16 protein-coding genes are annotated in these 15,380 nt (G+C 47.6%); 10 read left to right on the top strand and 6 right to left on the bottom strand.

The window, feature by feature from the left end:
* Positions 1 to 185 precede the first annotated feature (185 nt).
* The 9 genes from cysD to KO512_RS20285 all read left to right on the top strand — a co-directional run bounded on the left by cysD (position 186) and on the right by KO512_RS20285 (position 10,072).
* Positions 186 to 1,103 carry a sulfate adenylyltransferase subunit CysD gene (gene cysD / locus KO512_RS07955; protein WP_436792274.1) on the top strand — a complete coding sequence of 306 codons (918 nt, stop codon included), beginning with the start codon at positions 186 to 188 and terminating at the stop codon, positions 1,101 to 1,103.
* A gap of 104 nt (positions 1,104 to 1,207) precedes the next feature.
* Positions 1,208 to 2,911 carry a sulfate adenylyltransferase subunit CysN gene (cysN, locus tag KO512_RS07960; RefSeq protein WP_215951798.1) on the top strand — a complete coding sequence of 568 codons (1,704 nt, stop codon included), beginning with the start codon at positions 1,208 to 1,210 and terminating at the stop codon, positions 2,909 to 2,911.
* A 303-nt stretch (positions 2,912 to 3,214) separates the two neighbouring features.
* A complete protein-coding gene (gene rsxA, locus KO512_RS07965) occupies positions 3,215 to 3,796 on the top strand; it encodes an electron transport complex subunit RsxA (RefSeq protein WP_215951799.1) in 582 nt (193 codons plus the stop codon).
* A 9-nt stretch (positions 3,797 to 3,805) separates the two neighbouring features.
* Positions 3,806 to 4,402 (top strand): electron transport complex subunit RsxB, encoded by a 597-nt coding sequence (rsxB, locus tag KO512_RS07970; protein WP_215951800.1) that lies wholly within the window; start codon positions 3,806 to 3,808, stop codon positions 4,400 to 4,402.
* Positions 4,399 to 7,158, top strand: a complete 2,760-nt coding sequence (rsxC, locus tag KO512_RS07975) for an electron transport complex subunit RsxC (RefSeq protein ID WP_215951801.1) — start codon at positions 4,399 to 4,401, stop codon at positions 7,156 to 7,158. Before rsxB ends, rsxC begins: the two co-directional genes overlap by 4 nt.
* Positions 7,159 to 7,268: 110 nt before the next feature.
* Positions 7,269 to 8,312: an electron transport complex subunit RsxD gene (gene rsxD, locus KO512_RS07980; protein WP_215951802.1), complete on the top strand. Its 1,044-nt coding sequence runs from the start codon at positions 7,269 to 7,271 to the stop codon at positions 8,310 to 8,312.
* Entirely contained in the window at positions 8,312 to 8,962 is a 651-nt protein-coding gene (rsxG, locus tag KO512_RS07985) for an electron transport complex subunit RsxG (protein WP_215951803.1), read from the top strand. Before rsxD ends, rsxG begins: the two co-directional genes overlap by 1 nt.
* Position 8,963: 1 nt before the next feature.
* A complete protein-coding gene (locus tag KO512_RS07990; protein ID WP_215951804.1) occupies positions 8,964 to 9,680 on the top strand; it encodes an electron transport complex subunit E in 717 nt (238 codons plus the stop codon).
* A 269-nt stretch (positions 9,681 to 9,949) separates the two neighbouring features.
* Positions 9,950 to 10,072 carry a hypothetical protein gene (locus KO512_RS20285; protein ID WP_289847218.1) on the top strand — a complete coding sequence of 41 codons (123 nt, stop codon included), beginning with the start codon at positions 9,950 to 9,952 and terminating at the stop codon, positions 10,070 to 10,072.
* Between the two features lie 151 nt (positions 10,073 to 10,223).
* On the opposite strand, the gene KO512_RS07995 is transcribed toward KO512_RS20285, so the two are convergent.
* Together KO512_RS07995 and KO512_RS08000 are read right to left on the bottom strand one after the other, a co-directional pair.
* Positions 10,224 to 10,514 carry a DUF6172 family protein gene (locus tag KO512_RS07995; protein WP_215951805.1) on the bottom strand — a complete coding sequence of 97 codons (291 nt, stop codon included), beginning with the start codon at positions 10,512 to 10,514 and terminating at the stop codon, positions 10,224 to 10,226.
* A gap of 99 nt (positions 10,515 to 10,613) precedes the next feature.
* Complete coding sequence (locus KO512_RS08000) at positions 10,614 to 10,952, bottom strand: hypothetical protein (protein WP_215951806.1); 339 nt, start codon at positions 10,950 to 10,952, stop codon at positions 10,614 to 10,616.
* 200 nt (positions 10,953 to 11,152) lie between these two features.
* On the opposite strand from KO512_RS08000, the gene nth reads away from it, so the two are divergent.
* Positions 11,153 to 11,785 (top strand): endonuclease III, encoded by a 633-nt coding sequence (gene nth / locus KO512_RS08005; protein WP_215951807.1) that lies wholly within the window; start codon positions 11,153 to 11,155, stop codon positions 11,783 to 11,785.
* 1,033 nt (positions 11,786 to 12,818) lie between these two features.
* On the opposite strand, the gene KO512_RS08010 is transcribed toward nth, so the two are convergent.
* The 4 genes from KO512_RS08010 to nrdB all read right to left on the bottom strand — a co-directional run bounded on the left by KO512_RS08010 (position 12,819) and on the right by nrdB (position 15,302).
* A complete protein-coding gene (locus KO512_RS08010) occupies positions 12,819 to 13,049 on the bottom strand; it encodes a VF530 family DNA-binding protein (RefSeq protein WP_215951808.1) in 231 nt (76 codons plus the stop codon).
* Complete coding sequence (locus KO512_RS08015; RefSeq protein ID WP_215951809.1) at positions 13,046 to 13,186, bottom strand: DUF2986 domain-containing protein; 141 nt, start codon at positions 13,184 to 13,186, stop codon at positions 13,046 to 13,048. Before KO512_RS08015 ends, KO512_RS08010 begins: the two co-directional genes overlap by 4 nt.
* 708 nt (positions 13,187 to 13,894) lie before the next feature.
* Positions 13,895 to 14,161, bottom strand: coding sequence for a class I ribonucleotide reductase maintenance protein YfaE (yfaE, locus tag KO512_RS08020; RefSeq protein ID WP_215951810.1), 267 nt, complete (start codon positions 14,159 to 14,161; stop codon positions 13,895 to 13,897).
* Positions 14,162 to 14,171: 10 nt separating this feature from the next.
* A complete protein-coding gene (gene nrdB / locus KO512_RS08025) occupies positions 14,172 to 15,302 on the bottom strand; it encodes a class Ia ribonucleoside-diphosphate reductase subunit beta (protein ID WP_215951811.1) in 1,131 nt (376 codons plus the stop codon).
* Positions 15,303 to 15,380: the final 78 nt, after the last annotated feature.

The following is a 15,380-nucleotide window of genomic DNA, read 5'->3' on the forward strand; positions in this document are numbered from 1 at the left end:
CAGACACCCTTATGCAAAAAAGATATTAAAACATTCCAACATATTCTTTTTAATTTTAAAGGTAGTTCTGCCATAATAGCCCCCAATATACGGTGCCGCGCGATTGATGCTGTCTAAATCCATTAGGATTTATCATCTCCACGCCACCTCGACATTTTTCAGGTATGTAAGAAGAGCTAATCAATATGAGTCAATTGCCGGAACACAGACTGACCCATCTGCGTCAGCTGGAAGCAGAAAGCATCCACATTATTCGCGAAGTTGCATCGGAGTTTGAAAATCCGGTAATGCTTTACTCCGTTGGCAAAGATTCCGCCGTGATGCTGCACCTAGCACGCAAAGCCTTCTACCCTGGCAAGCCGCCATTTCCATTGATGCATGTGGATACGACGTGGAAGTTTAAAGAGATGATCAGCTTCCGCGATAAGATGGCGGAAGAAGTGGGCATGGAACTGATTGTGCACACCAATCAGGAAGGCGTTGATATGAATATCAGCCCTTTCACCCACGGTTCGAAGAAACACACCGATATAATGAAAACCCAGGGCCTTAAACAGGCACTGAACAAATACAAGTTCGATGCGGCCTTTGGTGGTGCGCGCCGTGATGAAGAGAAATCCCGCGCTAAAGAACGCGTATTCTCCTTCCGTGATAAAAACCATCGCTGGGACCCTAAGAGTCAACGTCCCGAGTTGTGGAACACCTTTAACACCCGCATCGACAAAGGCGAAAGTATCCGGGTATTCCCACTATCCAACTGGACCGAGCTGGATATCTGGCAATATATCTACCTTGAAGGTATTCCAATTGTGCCACTCTACTTTGCCGCTAAGCGCCCGATTGTAGTCCGTGATGGCGTAGAGATTATGGTCGATGATGACCGTCTTCCTCTCGAAGAAGGCGAAGTGCCGGAAATGAAGATGGTGCGCTTCCGTACCCTAGGATGTTATCCGCTCACCGGTGCCGTGGAATCCACAGCGCAAACCCTGCCTGAAATCATTCAGGAGATGCTGTTAGCCACCACATCAGAACGTCAGGGCCGAGTGATTGATAACGATGGCGCAGGCTCAATGGAACAGAAAAAGATGGAAGGCTACTTCTAAAACGGCGGGCGTCGCTGAGACCCTTCACCGGCGCACTTAATCCGTTATGCCTACTCAACGTCTTTTACTGCACTGTACAGAATTTTAGAATACGGAACATAATCATGAGTCATCAGTCCGATCTGATCGCCAGCGATATCGAAACTTATCTGGCACAACATGAAAACAAAGAACTACTGCGCTTTCTGACCTGCGGTAGTGTAGATGATGGTAAGTCGACCCTGATTGGTCGTCTGCTACACGATTCAAAGATGATCTATGAAGATCAACTCGCTGCCCTGCACTCCGATAACGCTAAATCCGGTAATGCCGGTGAAGAGCTCGACCTCGCACTGTTAGTTGACGGCCTACAAGCCGAACGTGAACAGGGTATTACCATCGATGTCGCTTATCGCTACTTCTCAACCTCTACCCGTAAATTCATCATCGCGGATACTCCAGGGCATGAGCAGTACACCCGCAACATGGCGACTGGCGCATCCACCTGCGATCTAGCGATTATCCTGATTGATGCCCGTTATGGCGTGCAGGTACAAACCAAACGTCACAGCTTTATTACGGCGCTACTGGGGATTAAGCACACCATTGTCGCTGTCAACAAGATGGACCTGGTGGACTTCAGCGAAGCCCGCTACGAAGAGATTAAACAGGATTATCTAGACTTTGCTGCTGACTTAGAGCTAAACGACATCCACTTTGTGCCGATGTCGGCGCTAAAAGGCGACAACGTCGTCAATCTAAGCGACAACATGCCTTGGTATAAAGGTGCGCCATTAATGGAGCATCTGGAAACCATCGAGATCGCTAATGATCAGAATTTCGATCAGTTACGCTTTCCAGTTCAGTATGTTAACCGTCCTAACCTCGACTTCCGTGGCTATTGCGGCACACTCGGTTCAGGTATTGTCCGCCCAGGCGACGAGATTACTGTTTTGCCATCAGGTAAAAGCAGCCGTGTAAAATCGATCGTCTCCTATGAAGGCGAGTTACAAGAAGCCTTCCCTCCGATGGCTGTCACCCTGACCCTCGAAGATGAGATCGATATCAGCCGTGGCGATATGATTGTTCACAGCAACGATAAGACTCAGGTTAGCAACCGCTTTGATGCGATGGTTGTTTGGATGGCCGAACAAGAACTGATCCCTGGGCGTCAGTACGACATTAAACTGGCCACCCAAACGGTCGCCGGTGGTATCAGCAGTATTCGTCACTGTGTCGATGTTAATACGCAACAACAACACCCAGCAGCAACGCTGAAGCTGAACGAAATTGGCCGTTGTGAAATCACCCTAGAGCGCCCTGTTGTCACCGACGATTACCGTTCACACCACACAACCGGTTCATTTATTGTGATCGATCGACTGAGCAATATCACAGTCGCCGCCGGTATGATTGCCGCAGATGATGCGGAAGGTAATCTGATCAATGACCAGCAGATCAGCCATAGCCCAACCATCAGCCAAGCAGAACGAGAACAGCGTTTCGGCCAGAAAGCGATCACGCTGGCGATTCAGGGTGGCACTCAAGAGCAACGTAACACCCTGCTCTACACCCTAGAGCGACAGCTGTTCAATCAGGGACGGGCGATTACCGTACTGTTGAACGACAATCACCAAGGCGAAGTCGGTTCAATCGCAGCGCTGCTGAATGAAAACGGTCTATTAGTACTCACCGATGCCGCAGCAAGCGCACTGCCTGAAGACGCACTGCAGGTTGATCTAAACAGCCCTGAACTGAGTGAACAACCGTCGGTTACCGCTCAAGTCCATACGGTTCTGGAGTTGTTACGCGATAACAGTGCGATCTGATTCCGCGCAGATGGATGAACCATTAACTGGGCTGAACATAAGTTCACGCCCAGTTTGATATTTATCCGAGGTATTGTAGAAAGTTTATGTTATCCATAAGCTTTAGCGGATCAGCCTGATATAATGCCTTGCCAAGACAATCTGACCCACTCATATTGCTTTTTATGATCCAAGTCCAGAAAAGTTGAAGCACATCAACCATAAAGCTATACCGAAAGGTCGCTAAAATCGGTAAACTTTAGCACTTTCTCATTTTCAGCCAGCTCCGGTACAACGAATACCGGCGATGATGTAACGAGTATTATGACTGATTACCTGCTAATTATTATCAGCACTGTTCTAGTGAACAATTTCGTACTGGTTCAGTTTCTTGGCCTTTGCCCCTTTATGGGCGTGTCCAACAAGCTAGAAACAGCGATGGGCATGTCGCTGGCAACCACCTTTGTGCTAACCCTATCATCGGTTTGCAGTTATTTGGTGTATACCTATCTGCTGGCCCCACTTGAAATCACCTATCTGAAAACCATCTCGTTCATTCTGGTGATCGCCGTGGTGGTGCAGTTCACTGAAATGGTGGTGCGCAAAACCAGCCCGCTGCTTTATAAATTACTCGGCATCTTTCTGCCCCTGATTACCACCAACTGTGCGGTACTGGGTGTCGCTCTGCTGAATATCAAAAAGATGAACGGCTTTGTCGATTCGATTGTTTACGGCTTTGGTGCCGCGGTTGGTTTCTCCCTAGCGCTGATTCTGTTTTCCGCTATGCGGGAGCGTATCACCGTGGCCGATGTTCCTGTTCCTTTTCAGGGAACGGCTATCGGTATGGTCACTGCGGGTCTGATGTCACTCGCCTTCCTCGGTTTTACCGGCTTAGTTCAGTTTTAAGGAGTTACCGTGAGCGCTGTATTAGTCGCCGTGCTGGTATTGTTAGGACTGGGTCTAGTGTTCGGCATTCTGCTGGGCTATTCCTCAATCCGTTTTAAAGTCGAAGGCAACCCACTGGTTGATCAAGTCGACGCCCTACTACCTCAAACTCAATGTGGTCAATGTGGGCATCCGGGTTGTCGCCCCTATGCGGAAGCCATTGTTAACGGTGAAGCGATCAATAAATGCCCGCCGGGTGGCCAGAGCACGGTTGAAGCCCTCGCCGACCTACTGGATGTAGAAGCCCTTCCGCTGGACGCCGAAGACGCTGAAGAACCGATCAAAAAAGTCGCCTACATCCGCGAAGATGAATGTATCGGCTGTACCAAATGTATTCAGGCTTGCCCAGTAGATGCAATTCTTGGGGCTGCCAAACAGATGCACACCGTTATCGTGTCGGAATGTACCGGTTGCGATCTGTGTGTCGAACCCTGTCCTGTAGATTGTATTGATATGCTACCCCTCGAACCCACACTCAATAATTGGCAGTGGCCAGCCCCAAAACCGGGTATAGAACTGATTGCCACCGACCGCCAGCCAGGCATTGCGCTGGAGATTAAGGGATGAAAAATACCATTCGAGTACATCAATTCCACGGCGGTATTCATCCACCGGAGAATAAAAAGCAATCAACTGGCGCGCCCATTACACAAGCCCCGCTGCCATCCCGTATTATTCTGCCACTGCAGCAACATATCGGCTTACCAGCAGACCCTATTGTCAAAGTAGGCGATCATGTATTAAAGGGCCAACGAGTAGCCGAGGCGATTGGCCGTATCAGCGCCAATATTCACGCCTCGATTTCAGGCACCGTGGTCGCTATTGGGCCTCACCCAGTGCCTCATATGTCGGGTATGGATGCCGACTGCATAGTCATAGAATCTGACGGTCAAGACCAATGGATAGAACATCAGGGGCTTGAGAATTACACCGAGCTAACAAAACCAGAACTCATCGAATATATCCGTCAAGCCGGTGTGGCTGGCATGGGGGGCGCAGGCTTTCCAACCGATGTAAAACTACACCTAGGCGATGATCATATCGTCAATACGCTGATCATCAACGCCGCCGAGTGTGAACCCTATATTACTGCCGACGATATGCTGATGCGTGAACGGGCAGATGAAATTCTGGGTGGTATTGAGATTATCGCCCACCTGCTCAAGCCTTTGCACATCATGGTCGGCATCGAGGATAACAAGCCTCAGGCGATTCGTGCGCTACATGACGCGCTGGATAAAAGCCACCTGAATCTCGATATCGTTATCACCCCAACGAAATACCCCTCCGGCGGCGAAAAACAACTCATCAAACTGCTCACCGGCGTTGAAGTGCCGAGCGGTAAGATCCCTGCGGATGTGGGCATTGTCTGCCAAAACGTCGGTACTACCACGGCGGTCTATCGTGCTGTCATCCAGGGTGAGCCACTGATTTCACGCATCATTACCGTCACCGGTGAATCTGCGGCCCATAAACAGAACTATGAAGTCCGTATCGGTACCCCGATAGCCGACCTGTTAAACCTTGCCAACGTTAACCGCCAACAGATGCAACGGTTGATTATTGGTGGGCCGATGATGGGAATCACCGTCACCAATGAGCAGATACCGGTCATCAAAACCACCAACTGTCTGATCGCCGCCAGTATTAATGAAATGCCGCCACAACCACCGGCACAGGCCTGCATTCGCTGCGGTATGTGTGAGCAGGTTTGTCCGGCCGAGCTGCTACCGCAACAGCTTTACTGGTTTGCCAAAGGCAAAGAGTTTGAGAAAGCCCGACATCACAATCTATTTGACTGTATCGAGTGTGGCGCTTGTTCTTACGTCTGCCCAAGCAATATACCGCTGGTACAATATTACCGTTTCGCTAAAGCTGAGATCCGCAAAGAGGATGATGAACAGCGTAAAGCGGACCATGCCCGCCTTCGCTTTGAAGCCCGTTTAGCACGTTTAGAACGGGACAAAATTGAAAAAGAGGAACGCCGCAAACAACGGGCGATCGAAGCCGCTGCCGCTCAAGCAGCGAAGAAGGATGCGGCCTTTAGTAAAGCCGCCTCAGCGACCACGAGCAGTACCAATACGACTGTTCCAGACCTGAAGCAGCTAAAAAGTAACGCGGCTATTGCCCGCACGAAGCTCAGAAAAGCTGAAAAAGCACTCACCAACGCCCAAAGCAAAGGTTTGGATGGCATTGAAACACTGCAAGCGACTCTGAAGCAGCTTCAGCTCAAATCAGATCAAGCAGAAAAAGCCTACACCGACGCCCAAAACGCGCCAAGCCCGATAGCAGCGCCTGAAACTGACCTGAAACAACTGAAAAGTAATGCCGCGATCGCTCGCACTAAGCTGAAGAAGGCGGAAAAACAACTGGCGACAGCAGAAGCCAGTGGCGAAGGTGATATTGAGGCACTAAAAACCCAAGTAACAGCCTTACAAGCAAAATCGGCCGAAGCGGAACAGGCCTATCAAGACGCCGAGAACGGCACAAACACCGCCAATGCTGCCATCGACACTTCCGCCTTAGAAACCGAAATTGCCACTCTGCAAGCTAAAGTCAACAAAGCAGAGAGCGCTTGGAAAGCTGCCGTTGAATCCGCTAGCCCCGCCGCCGAGAAGATGGCCGCCGGCGTTGATAAGCTAAAAGACAAACTGAAAGACCTGCAAGATGAGTTGGATAAGTCCCGCTCAGTGGCCCAACCCACAGTTACCACCATTGATACCTCAGCCTTAGAAACTGAAATCGCCACTCTGCAAGCTAAAGTCAACAAAGCAGAAAGTGCTTGGAAAGCCGCCGTTGAATCCGCTAGCCCCGCTGCCGAGAAGATGGCTGCTGGCGTTGAAAAACTAAAAGGTAAACTTAAAGACCTGCAAGATGAGCTAGTGCAAAAAAGCGGCAATCAATCGGCACAGCCCGCGCCAGACGCAGAGCCTGCGGTTATTGACCTTAAAGCACTGAAGCAGCAGGTGTCGATTATGCGCACCAAGCTCAAGAAGGCAGAAAAACAGCTGAATGAACTGCCAGAAGGTGAAGATAACACTCCATTAGTGGCAGAAATAGAAGCACTGAGAGCACGGCATGATAAGGCTAAAGCCACTTTCGATGCAGCTGAAGCAGAAAAAATCGCTGCAGCAGCCAGTGAGGGAATCGATCTCAAACAGCTGAAGATCGATGCTGCCTTAGCACGGGCTGCCGTTACCAAAGCGGAACGCGCCTTGAGTAAAGCGGAAGATGATAGTAAACAACCATTGGAAACAGAACTTCTAACTATCCGTGCAAAAGCTGAGCAGCTAAATGCAACCCTAGAACGTTTTTCTAACTAGGCCGGATATGACTAAGTTTTCTTTTTTAATCCTTTTTAAGCAGATATTTTGTTCAATCTTTTTGACAAAAAATATCTTTTTAAACAAAGCGGCACACCTGAGTAGATAGAATGGCACTGATCCGAATCACATCACCCCACGCACACCGACCAGGCAACACCGGTAGCGTGATGCTTACTGTGTTGATGGCTACCCTTCCCGGGCTGGCGGCAATGACCTTCTTTTTTGGCTGGGGCACGCTCATCCAAGTGCTCTGGGGCTCACTACTGGCCATCGCACTGGAAGCGGCCTGTGTTAAATTGCGTCAACGCCCTATCAGCTTTTATCTAACGGACTACAGCGCCCTAGTGACTGCCGTATTGCTGGGACTCGCCCTGCCCCCATTTGCCCCTTGGTGGGTGATGTCCGTAGGTATCATTGTCGCCATTATTATTGCTAAGCAACTCTACGGCGGTATGGGTAGCAATCCTTTTAATCCAGCCATGGTCGCCTATGCCCTCTTACTGGTTTCCTTCCCGGTACAGATGACTAGCTGGGCAGGCCCCTTTATGATGAACGGTGACGGCTGGGCAGTCGTGTCGCTAGGCGATACTCTAAGCGCCATTTTTGGTACCGCTGGTGCGGCTGTAGATGCCCATACAATGGCAACACCATTGGATATTATGCGCCACCGCGATGGTTTTACGACTGAAGAGATGTGGGTCGAAAATGCCCTACTGGCTAATGGCATTGGTGCTTGGCACGCGGTCAGTGCCGCTTATTTTATGGGTGGCATATTTCTGCTGTATAAAAAAATCTTCACTTGGCACACCCCCGTCGCCATGCTGGCAAGTCTTACGCTACTGGCAACACTCTCTTACATGCTAATGCCCGACCAGTATCCCGATCCATTCTTTCACCTGACCACTGGAGCCACTATGTTGGGGGCGTTCTTTATCGCTACCGACCCGGTTACTTCAGCCACCAGTAATAAAGGTAAACTCTGGTTTGGTGCCGGTATTGGCCTGCTAGTGTTTGTTATCCGCACCTGGGGTAACTATCCCGATGCTGTCGCTTTCGCCATATTGCTGATGAATCTCTGTGCTCCGTTTATCGATCAGTACACTCAGCCCCGCAGCTATGGCCATGCGAAACCTAACCGGGGGATGAAGTAATGGATATGTTAACCGCTATTCGTAACAGCGCTCTGGGACTAAGTATCTTTGCCGTTATCACCTCGGGGGCTATCGCACTGACTCAGGTTTATACCAAAGAGCAAATACGGGTCAACGAACAAGAAGCACGGGCCAAAGCGCTATATCAGATCGTGCCTAAAGAAAGTATCGATAACAACCTGCTGGAAGATACCGTAACGATCAATGAACCGGCGCTAACGGGCAGCGATCAACCGGTCGATATATTCCGAGCACGCCGTGATGGTCGAGTCACCACCATTATTATTCCAGTCACCGCTCCTGATGGTTATACCGGCAATATTGATATGATTGTCGGTATCAATGCTGATGAATCTGTTGCCGGTGTCAGAGTACTGGCCCACAAAGAAACCCCAGGGCTTGGTGATAAGGTAGAATTAAAAAAATCGAACTGGTTACACAGTTTTGATGGTCAGCGCTATGATGGGAAGAACGATCCTACTTGGGCCGTGAAGAAAGATGGTGGCCGTTTTGATCAGTTTACCGGCGCAACGATCACCCCACGGGCCGTTGTTAATGCCACGGGGCGGGCAATTCACTATTTTCGCGAACATAAAGCCGCACTACTGGACAACAACGCCGATCTAAATTCAGTACCGGGAGCTAAATAATATGGCCAATGATTACAAAAAAATCACCCTCGATGGGCTCTGGGATAATAACCCTGCGTTGGTTCAGTTACTTGGACTCTGCCCGCTGCTAGCCGTTACTGGCACCGTGGTAAATGCTATGGGGCTTGGGCTCGCCAGTACTATCGTGCTGATGGGGTCAAACCTAAGTATCTCAATGTTCCGTCAATTTATTCCTGAATCGGTACGCTTACCGGTTTTCGTCATGATTATCGCCTCGTTCGTGACCTGTATCGAACTGTTAATGCAGGCATTCACATATGAGCTGTATACCATTCTCGGCATCTTTATTCCATTGATCGTCACCAACTGCGCTATCATGGGTCGTGCCGATGCCTTTGCCATTAAAAACCCTGTCGGCGCGTCACTGCTCGATGGCGCCATGATGGGACTCGGTTTCACGTTAGTGCTCATGGTGTTAGGTGGTATGCGTGAGGTGCTTGGCCTTGGCACGCTGTTCAGCGATATGCAGCTACTGTTTGGCCCTGCGGCTGAAAGCTGGAAAATAGTGATTGTCGAAGACTATGTCGGCTTTCTGTTCGCCATCCTACCGCCGGGTGCCTTTGTCGGTATGGGACTGCTCATCGCCGTGAAAAATATTATCGATAAACGCCTAGAAGAGAAACGTAAAGCGCCTGCCGTCCCCACAGAATCAGGCGGTGAAACCCGCCGGGTACGCGTAACCGGTAATATCTCTTAAATACAATACTTTGCTGCGAGCCACCTCTTTTTAGGTCTCGCAGCAATCAGTGAATGATCCTCACGGTCTTCCTCTTTGCGTGCTATGATGATCTGTCCTTCCTGCACATCATTGCAATCCTTCCTGTGTAGCCTCGGCTAAGTTCAAAAGCTCCATGATTACTCTACCCATTTAATAGACTCGGTAACCCTCTGTGGCGCCTGATCGTTCTGTTAAAAAGAGTGACTGTGGTTGTTCTGTAAATATTCAATATTTCCTGGAGCACTAACATGAGCAAAGATAAGAACAGCAAGAAAGAGTCGAAGAAAAAACCACTCATGACCGCCAAAGAGAAAAAAGCGGCGAAACGAGATAAGGGTGAAGCAAGCGGATTATTAGGTGAACATCGCTAAAGGCAACTGAAAGCAAGCATCTGTGTCTTACTGAGCTTACTCATCATCGATAACAGAGCATTCGGTACGACACCCATGGCAAAGATGACCGCCACTGAATAAAGACAAAAAAAGCGACCATCGGGTCGCTTTTCTTTAACGCATTATCACGTTATTCAGGCTTTTCAGCGCGATAGGCCGGCTTAGCCAAAATTTCCAAATAGAAAGATTCTTGGTTTTTAGCTTCAACTTCCGATATTTTTTTACTGATTTCAGACAGATGAATCTCTGTGCTGGTTGCTTCATCATCGCCAAAACGACAATCAAAATCCCAGAAGTCTGCATCATCCGGCAGCGTCTTATTACGCTCTCTTTTTATATATTTTTTAACTTCATGCTTAATAGCATCAACATGCCTTGGCACAGTGAGCTTAGGATGCGTTAAGTGAAACGTCTTTTTCATTGTAATTCCATAAGGGTGATTGGTATGAATACTCAATACCATTTAATCGTGTGGCCAAACGTATCAGCGGAGGTTTAAAGAAACTGAGTGATGAGACGACTACGGTCGACTCATAAAATCCTCTATAAATAATGCAATCCTTTCACCCAAATGGCCTTCGAATCTATCGAGGCTTTTACCGAACAACGCTAAGTACCGAACAGCTTGAGAATAGCTTATTCTCTTACCGACCACATTATATTCTATTTCTGGAAGTGTTTTACTGTTTCTCGGTACGATATTCCATCTAATCACATCGGAATCTTGAGATTGAATCTGCCCCTGAGCAAAACGACAAAACTCAGCCACCACATGTTTACCTTCAGGCCCTAAACAACCAGGTTCAACCCGATAGACAACTAATAGCTTTCTATCCTCCGCTAAAGGCAGATTCACCATACATACCCCTTTGAAACCCATCAACAACTAGCTCAACTATATATCAGCCACTCGATGAATACCCCTCAGCATATGGGTTTTAACCTCAACACTTAGTCTCAGAGGCCGTTAACACCAGAAGAGCTGCTTACACCGCCCTTGCCCGCACTAACCCAGCCCGATACCATACAGACCTACTCAACTGACAATGAACGGAACGAATGAACGCCGCTAAACGCTATGAAATATTTGCCCGTCTACGGGAAGCTAATCCACATCCAAAGACCGAACTTGAGTACAGCAGCCCATTTGAACTATTAGTTGCTGTCACCCTATCGGCTCAAGCGACAGATGTCGGCGTCAATAAAGCAACGCGTAAGCTGTTTCCTATCGCCAACACGCCCGAAGCGATCTATGCACTAGGGATCGACGGCTTAAAAACCTATATAAAAACCATCGGTCTGTATAACGCTAAAGCCGAGAATATTATTAAAGCCTGTAAAATGCTAATTGAGCAGCATCACTCCGTTGTGCCTGATAACCGAGAAGACCTTGAAGCGTTACCTGGCGTAGGACGCAAAACCGCTAATGTGGTACTCAATACCGCTTTTGGCCAACCGGTGATGGCGGTGGATACCCATATTTTCCGAGTATCCAACCGCACGAAGATCGCAACAGGTAAAAACGTACAGGAAGTCGAACAAAAACTGATACGCTTCATCCCTAAGGAATTCCTTCTCGACGCCCATCACTGGCTTATCCTGCATGGGCGTTACACCTGCATCGCTCGTAAACCCCGCTGTGGTTCCTGTCTGATTGAAGACCTCTGTGAATATAAAGATAAGGTGGAGTAAATTTTTCTTTCTCTTTGCAGCATCAGCAAACCGTCGCTCAGCCTGGCGGTTTGTCACCCTGTCATTCAACTATTTATTCAATGCTGATCTTTTTATTCCAAGCTAGCCATCAGTGAAAGTCTGTATGACTCGCTAGCCACTTCAGCCGCATCACATATCAATCACTCCACTTTGAACATCATACCGCCCATCACGCTATTGCTTAAGTTTAAACCGAGTAAACACAGCTAAATGATCAAATACAGCGCACCAGAAAAACGTGATTTAACTGTCATGTTTAAGCGTCAATCACAAAATAGGTCGCTCAACGAATAGCAGTTATGCACTGGATTAGTTGTACACATTTTCTGTGGATAAAACTGTTAGTAGTATTGGGGCAGATGGCTAAAACGCCCGTGGTTATTGGCCCTGACACAAATCGTACACATAAACGACACACGATTATTAGCCTTTATTTTTCAATAAGTTACGTATTTCAACAGGAATTTATAATAGTTTTTCATCAGCCTTAAAGTGGCTACATAAAAATGTAGAGCCTGCTGTGAATTAAATATTGCAATTTGATTACAGCCCTTCTTTCGCGGCTTCGGAAGAGAGTAGTTACTCACTATATTTCTGTCGTCATTGGCGGACACTCTTGGCCAAATATTTTTATGAAAATGCAACCCAAAAAGCCGAAAAAATCACTCATGATTCTAATCTTTTTTAAGCGAATCATAGTGACTACATCACCATAAAAATAGCGTAAGTCGTTACGCGCGATTTGAGGGGCTAGGCTAAGCAGGGTTAAGCCTATCGCTAGAGTGCTGTTATTCGATAGCTCGCGATGAGTCCGCAGAAACGGTAATACCCCCGAAAAATAACAGTGTCGCCCTTTGGACGTCTATTAATCGCTATCGTTGGAGTTGAGAATTAATTGATAGGCACTGTCGCACCGCTTTCTGGCTTTAGGATTCATTTAGAGAATTAGAGCGGCTAACAGGCAGGCTGGATTTATAGCAGAGATTAAAGGAGGTAACACTCGCAGTATAACTCAGCGAGTATTACGCCCTTGCAAGTGAATCCACAGCTGTTCGACCTTTTCTCTAGCCCAAGGGGTTTTACGTAAAAACTTAAGGCTCGACTTAACACTCGGGTCACTCTGAAAGCAGCGAATATTGATCCGCCGTCCGAGTTCCTCCCAACCATACTCGTCCTGTAGATCGATCACGATCTGTTGCAGTGTCACACCATGAAGCGGATTGTTCTGTTGAGTTCCACTCATTGCTCAGCGTCCTGCTGTTCCATATTGGCACGTTCATCTTTAGAGATATAACGGGGCTTACCCGACACATGCACTTTCGCGTTGGCTTTCTTTGCACGCTTTTTCAATATACTGTTTATTTTCTTTTTTCTATTCATTAATACTGAGCCTGAATTTGATCGGAAATCAAAGGAACCCCTATTCTATCGAAGTTTACCTCTCACTTCAGAAGAGAGTTGACTGAAGTTACCTTTACACAACGCTAACGCCCCCGCTACAGACCTTGCATAACGTTATCACTCTAGCGTTAGAGCCAAAATGACAATCGTACAACGGCACTACCACTGTACCTGTCACTGACAAGCAAGCTGGCATCCGTAGCATCTAGCGCCGTACACTGTATGCCTATAAAGAGTGACTCATTCAAGTTTTTTGTCATGCACAAAATCTGTGGATAAATCAGTGTATTACTTTTTAGTAACTGGCTGTGAAGGCCATAGTACGGGGCTTAGCGGTAATTGTCTATAAAAGCAGCACACTAGAACAACTCTATTTATTTTCAATAGGTTAGCAATCACTACTGGGCTTAATCACTAGCTGTGGATAATAGAATCTGTTAGATGAGCTTAGCGGTTTCAGCCTGTTAGGAACTTTTTGACCGAATGTATCAATGGTCTGATCAAGGAATCGGTTATCGGGTTTACGATAGCAGGAATTAACGGAGGTTGAAGAGTCGCTAGAGAGGGGTTTATAACGCAGAAATCGATTAAAAATAGCCTTAACAACAGGTAAGATTTTGGCCGAAAAACAACCTTAATAGAATAACGGGATGATGAGCGATTAACCACGCCATCGGATTAAACCGATCACTCTTCTGGAATTTCAATCTCAATATGGGAAACCGGTTTACAGCAACAGGCAAGAATCTCATCACCCACGGTGTCATACAGTGCATCCTGAACCTCTTCCACCTCACCTTCTATCAGGCGAACTCGGCAACAACCGCAGTATCCACCTCGACAATTATAGGGCGCAGGAATTTCCTGAGCCTCCATGGCATCGAGTAAAGAGTATTCATACTGATAATAAAAGGTGCTGTGATTATTCACCTTTATTCTTGGAATTCCTGACATGACCTGTTCCTTAGAGGTCGAAACCATTGAAGTCATCTTCACCCATTTCGTTGTCAATTGCGCCGACCAAGTATGAGCTAATTTCCGCTTCTTGAGGTGCTACCTGCACATTGTCACTGACCAACCATGCATTCATCCAAGGCAGAGGGTTTTGCTTCTGAGGAAAAATTTCGTCTAAGTTGAGTGCCTTCATCCGCACATTGGTAATATATTCTACATAGTCAGACAAAATTCGCGCGTTTAGACCGATCATCGAACCATCTTTAAACAGATAACCCGCCCACTCTTTTTCCTGTTCAGCCGCCTCGCGGAAAATCTCATACACCTGCGGCTGACACTCTTTAGCGATGGTTTTGAACTCAGGATCATCAGCACCGGATGCCAACATATTGAGCATAAACTGAGTACCCGTCAGGTGCAGCGCCTCATCTCGGGCAATCAATTTAATGATTTTGGCATTGCCTTCCATAATGGCTCGTTCCGCAAAGGCGAATGAACAGGCAAAGCTAACGTAAAAACGGATCGCTTCTAGCACATTAACCGACACCAACGTCAGATACAGCTTCGTTTTAAGGTTATACAGGCTCGCATCGTATGTTTTACCATCGATCGTGTGTTCACCAGGACCCTGAATCATATATACATTGACCAGTTCGATGAACTCATCATATAAACGTGTCACGCTGCGAGCCCGCTTGACGATCTCTTCGTTGGTCACGATCTCGTCAAACACTTCGGACGGCTCGGTAAGGATGTTACGAATAATATGTGTATAAGAACGACTATGAATCGTTTCGCTGAAAGACCAGGTTTCTAGCCAAGTCTCAAGCTCCGGTAGCGATACCACCGGCAAAAACGCCATATTAGGTGAACGCCCCTGCACAGAATCCAACAGCGTCTGATACTTCAAATTACTGAGAAAGATATGTTTTTCGTGATCAGGCATGACCATAAAATCTTTACGGTCGGTCGACAGATCAACCTCTTCTGGTCGCCAGAAGAAAGACAACTGCTTGTCGATCAGCTTTTCAATAATGGGGTATTTTTGCTTGTCGTAACGGGCGACATTGACGTTATGGCCAAAAAACATCGGCTCTTTAGTAGCATCGTTGAAAGTCGGATCAAACGTTGAATATAGCATGTCGCGTCATTACTCTTACCCTGATATCAGGGAGGTCAAAACTAATTGCCGGTCATTAAACTAAACGGCCGGCCTGAA

The organism is Amphritea atlantica, from assembly GCF_018860855.1.
Classification (GTDB): Bacteria; Pseudomonadota; Gammaproteobacteria; order Pseudomonadales; family Balneatricaceae; genus Amphritea; species Amphritea atlantica_A.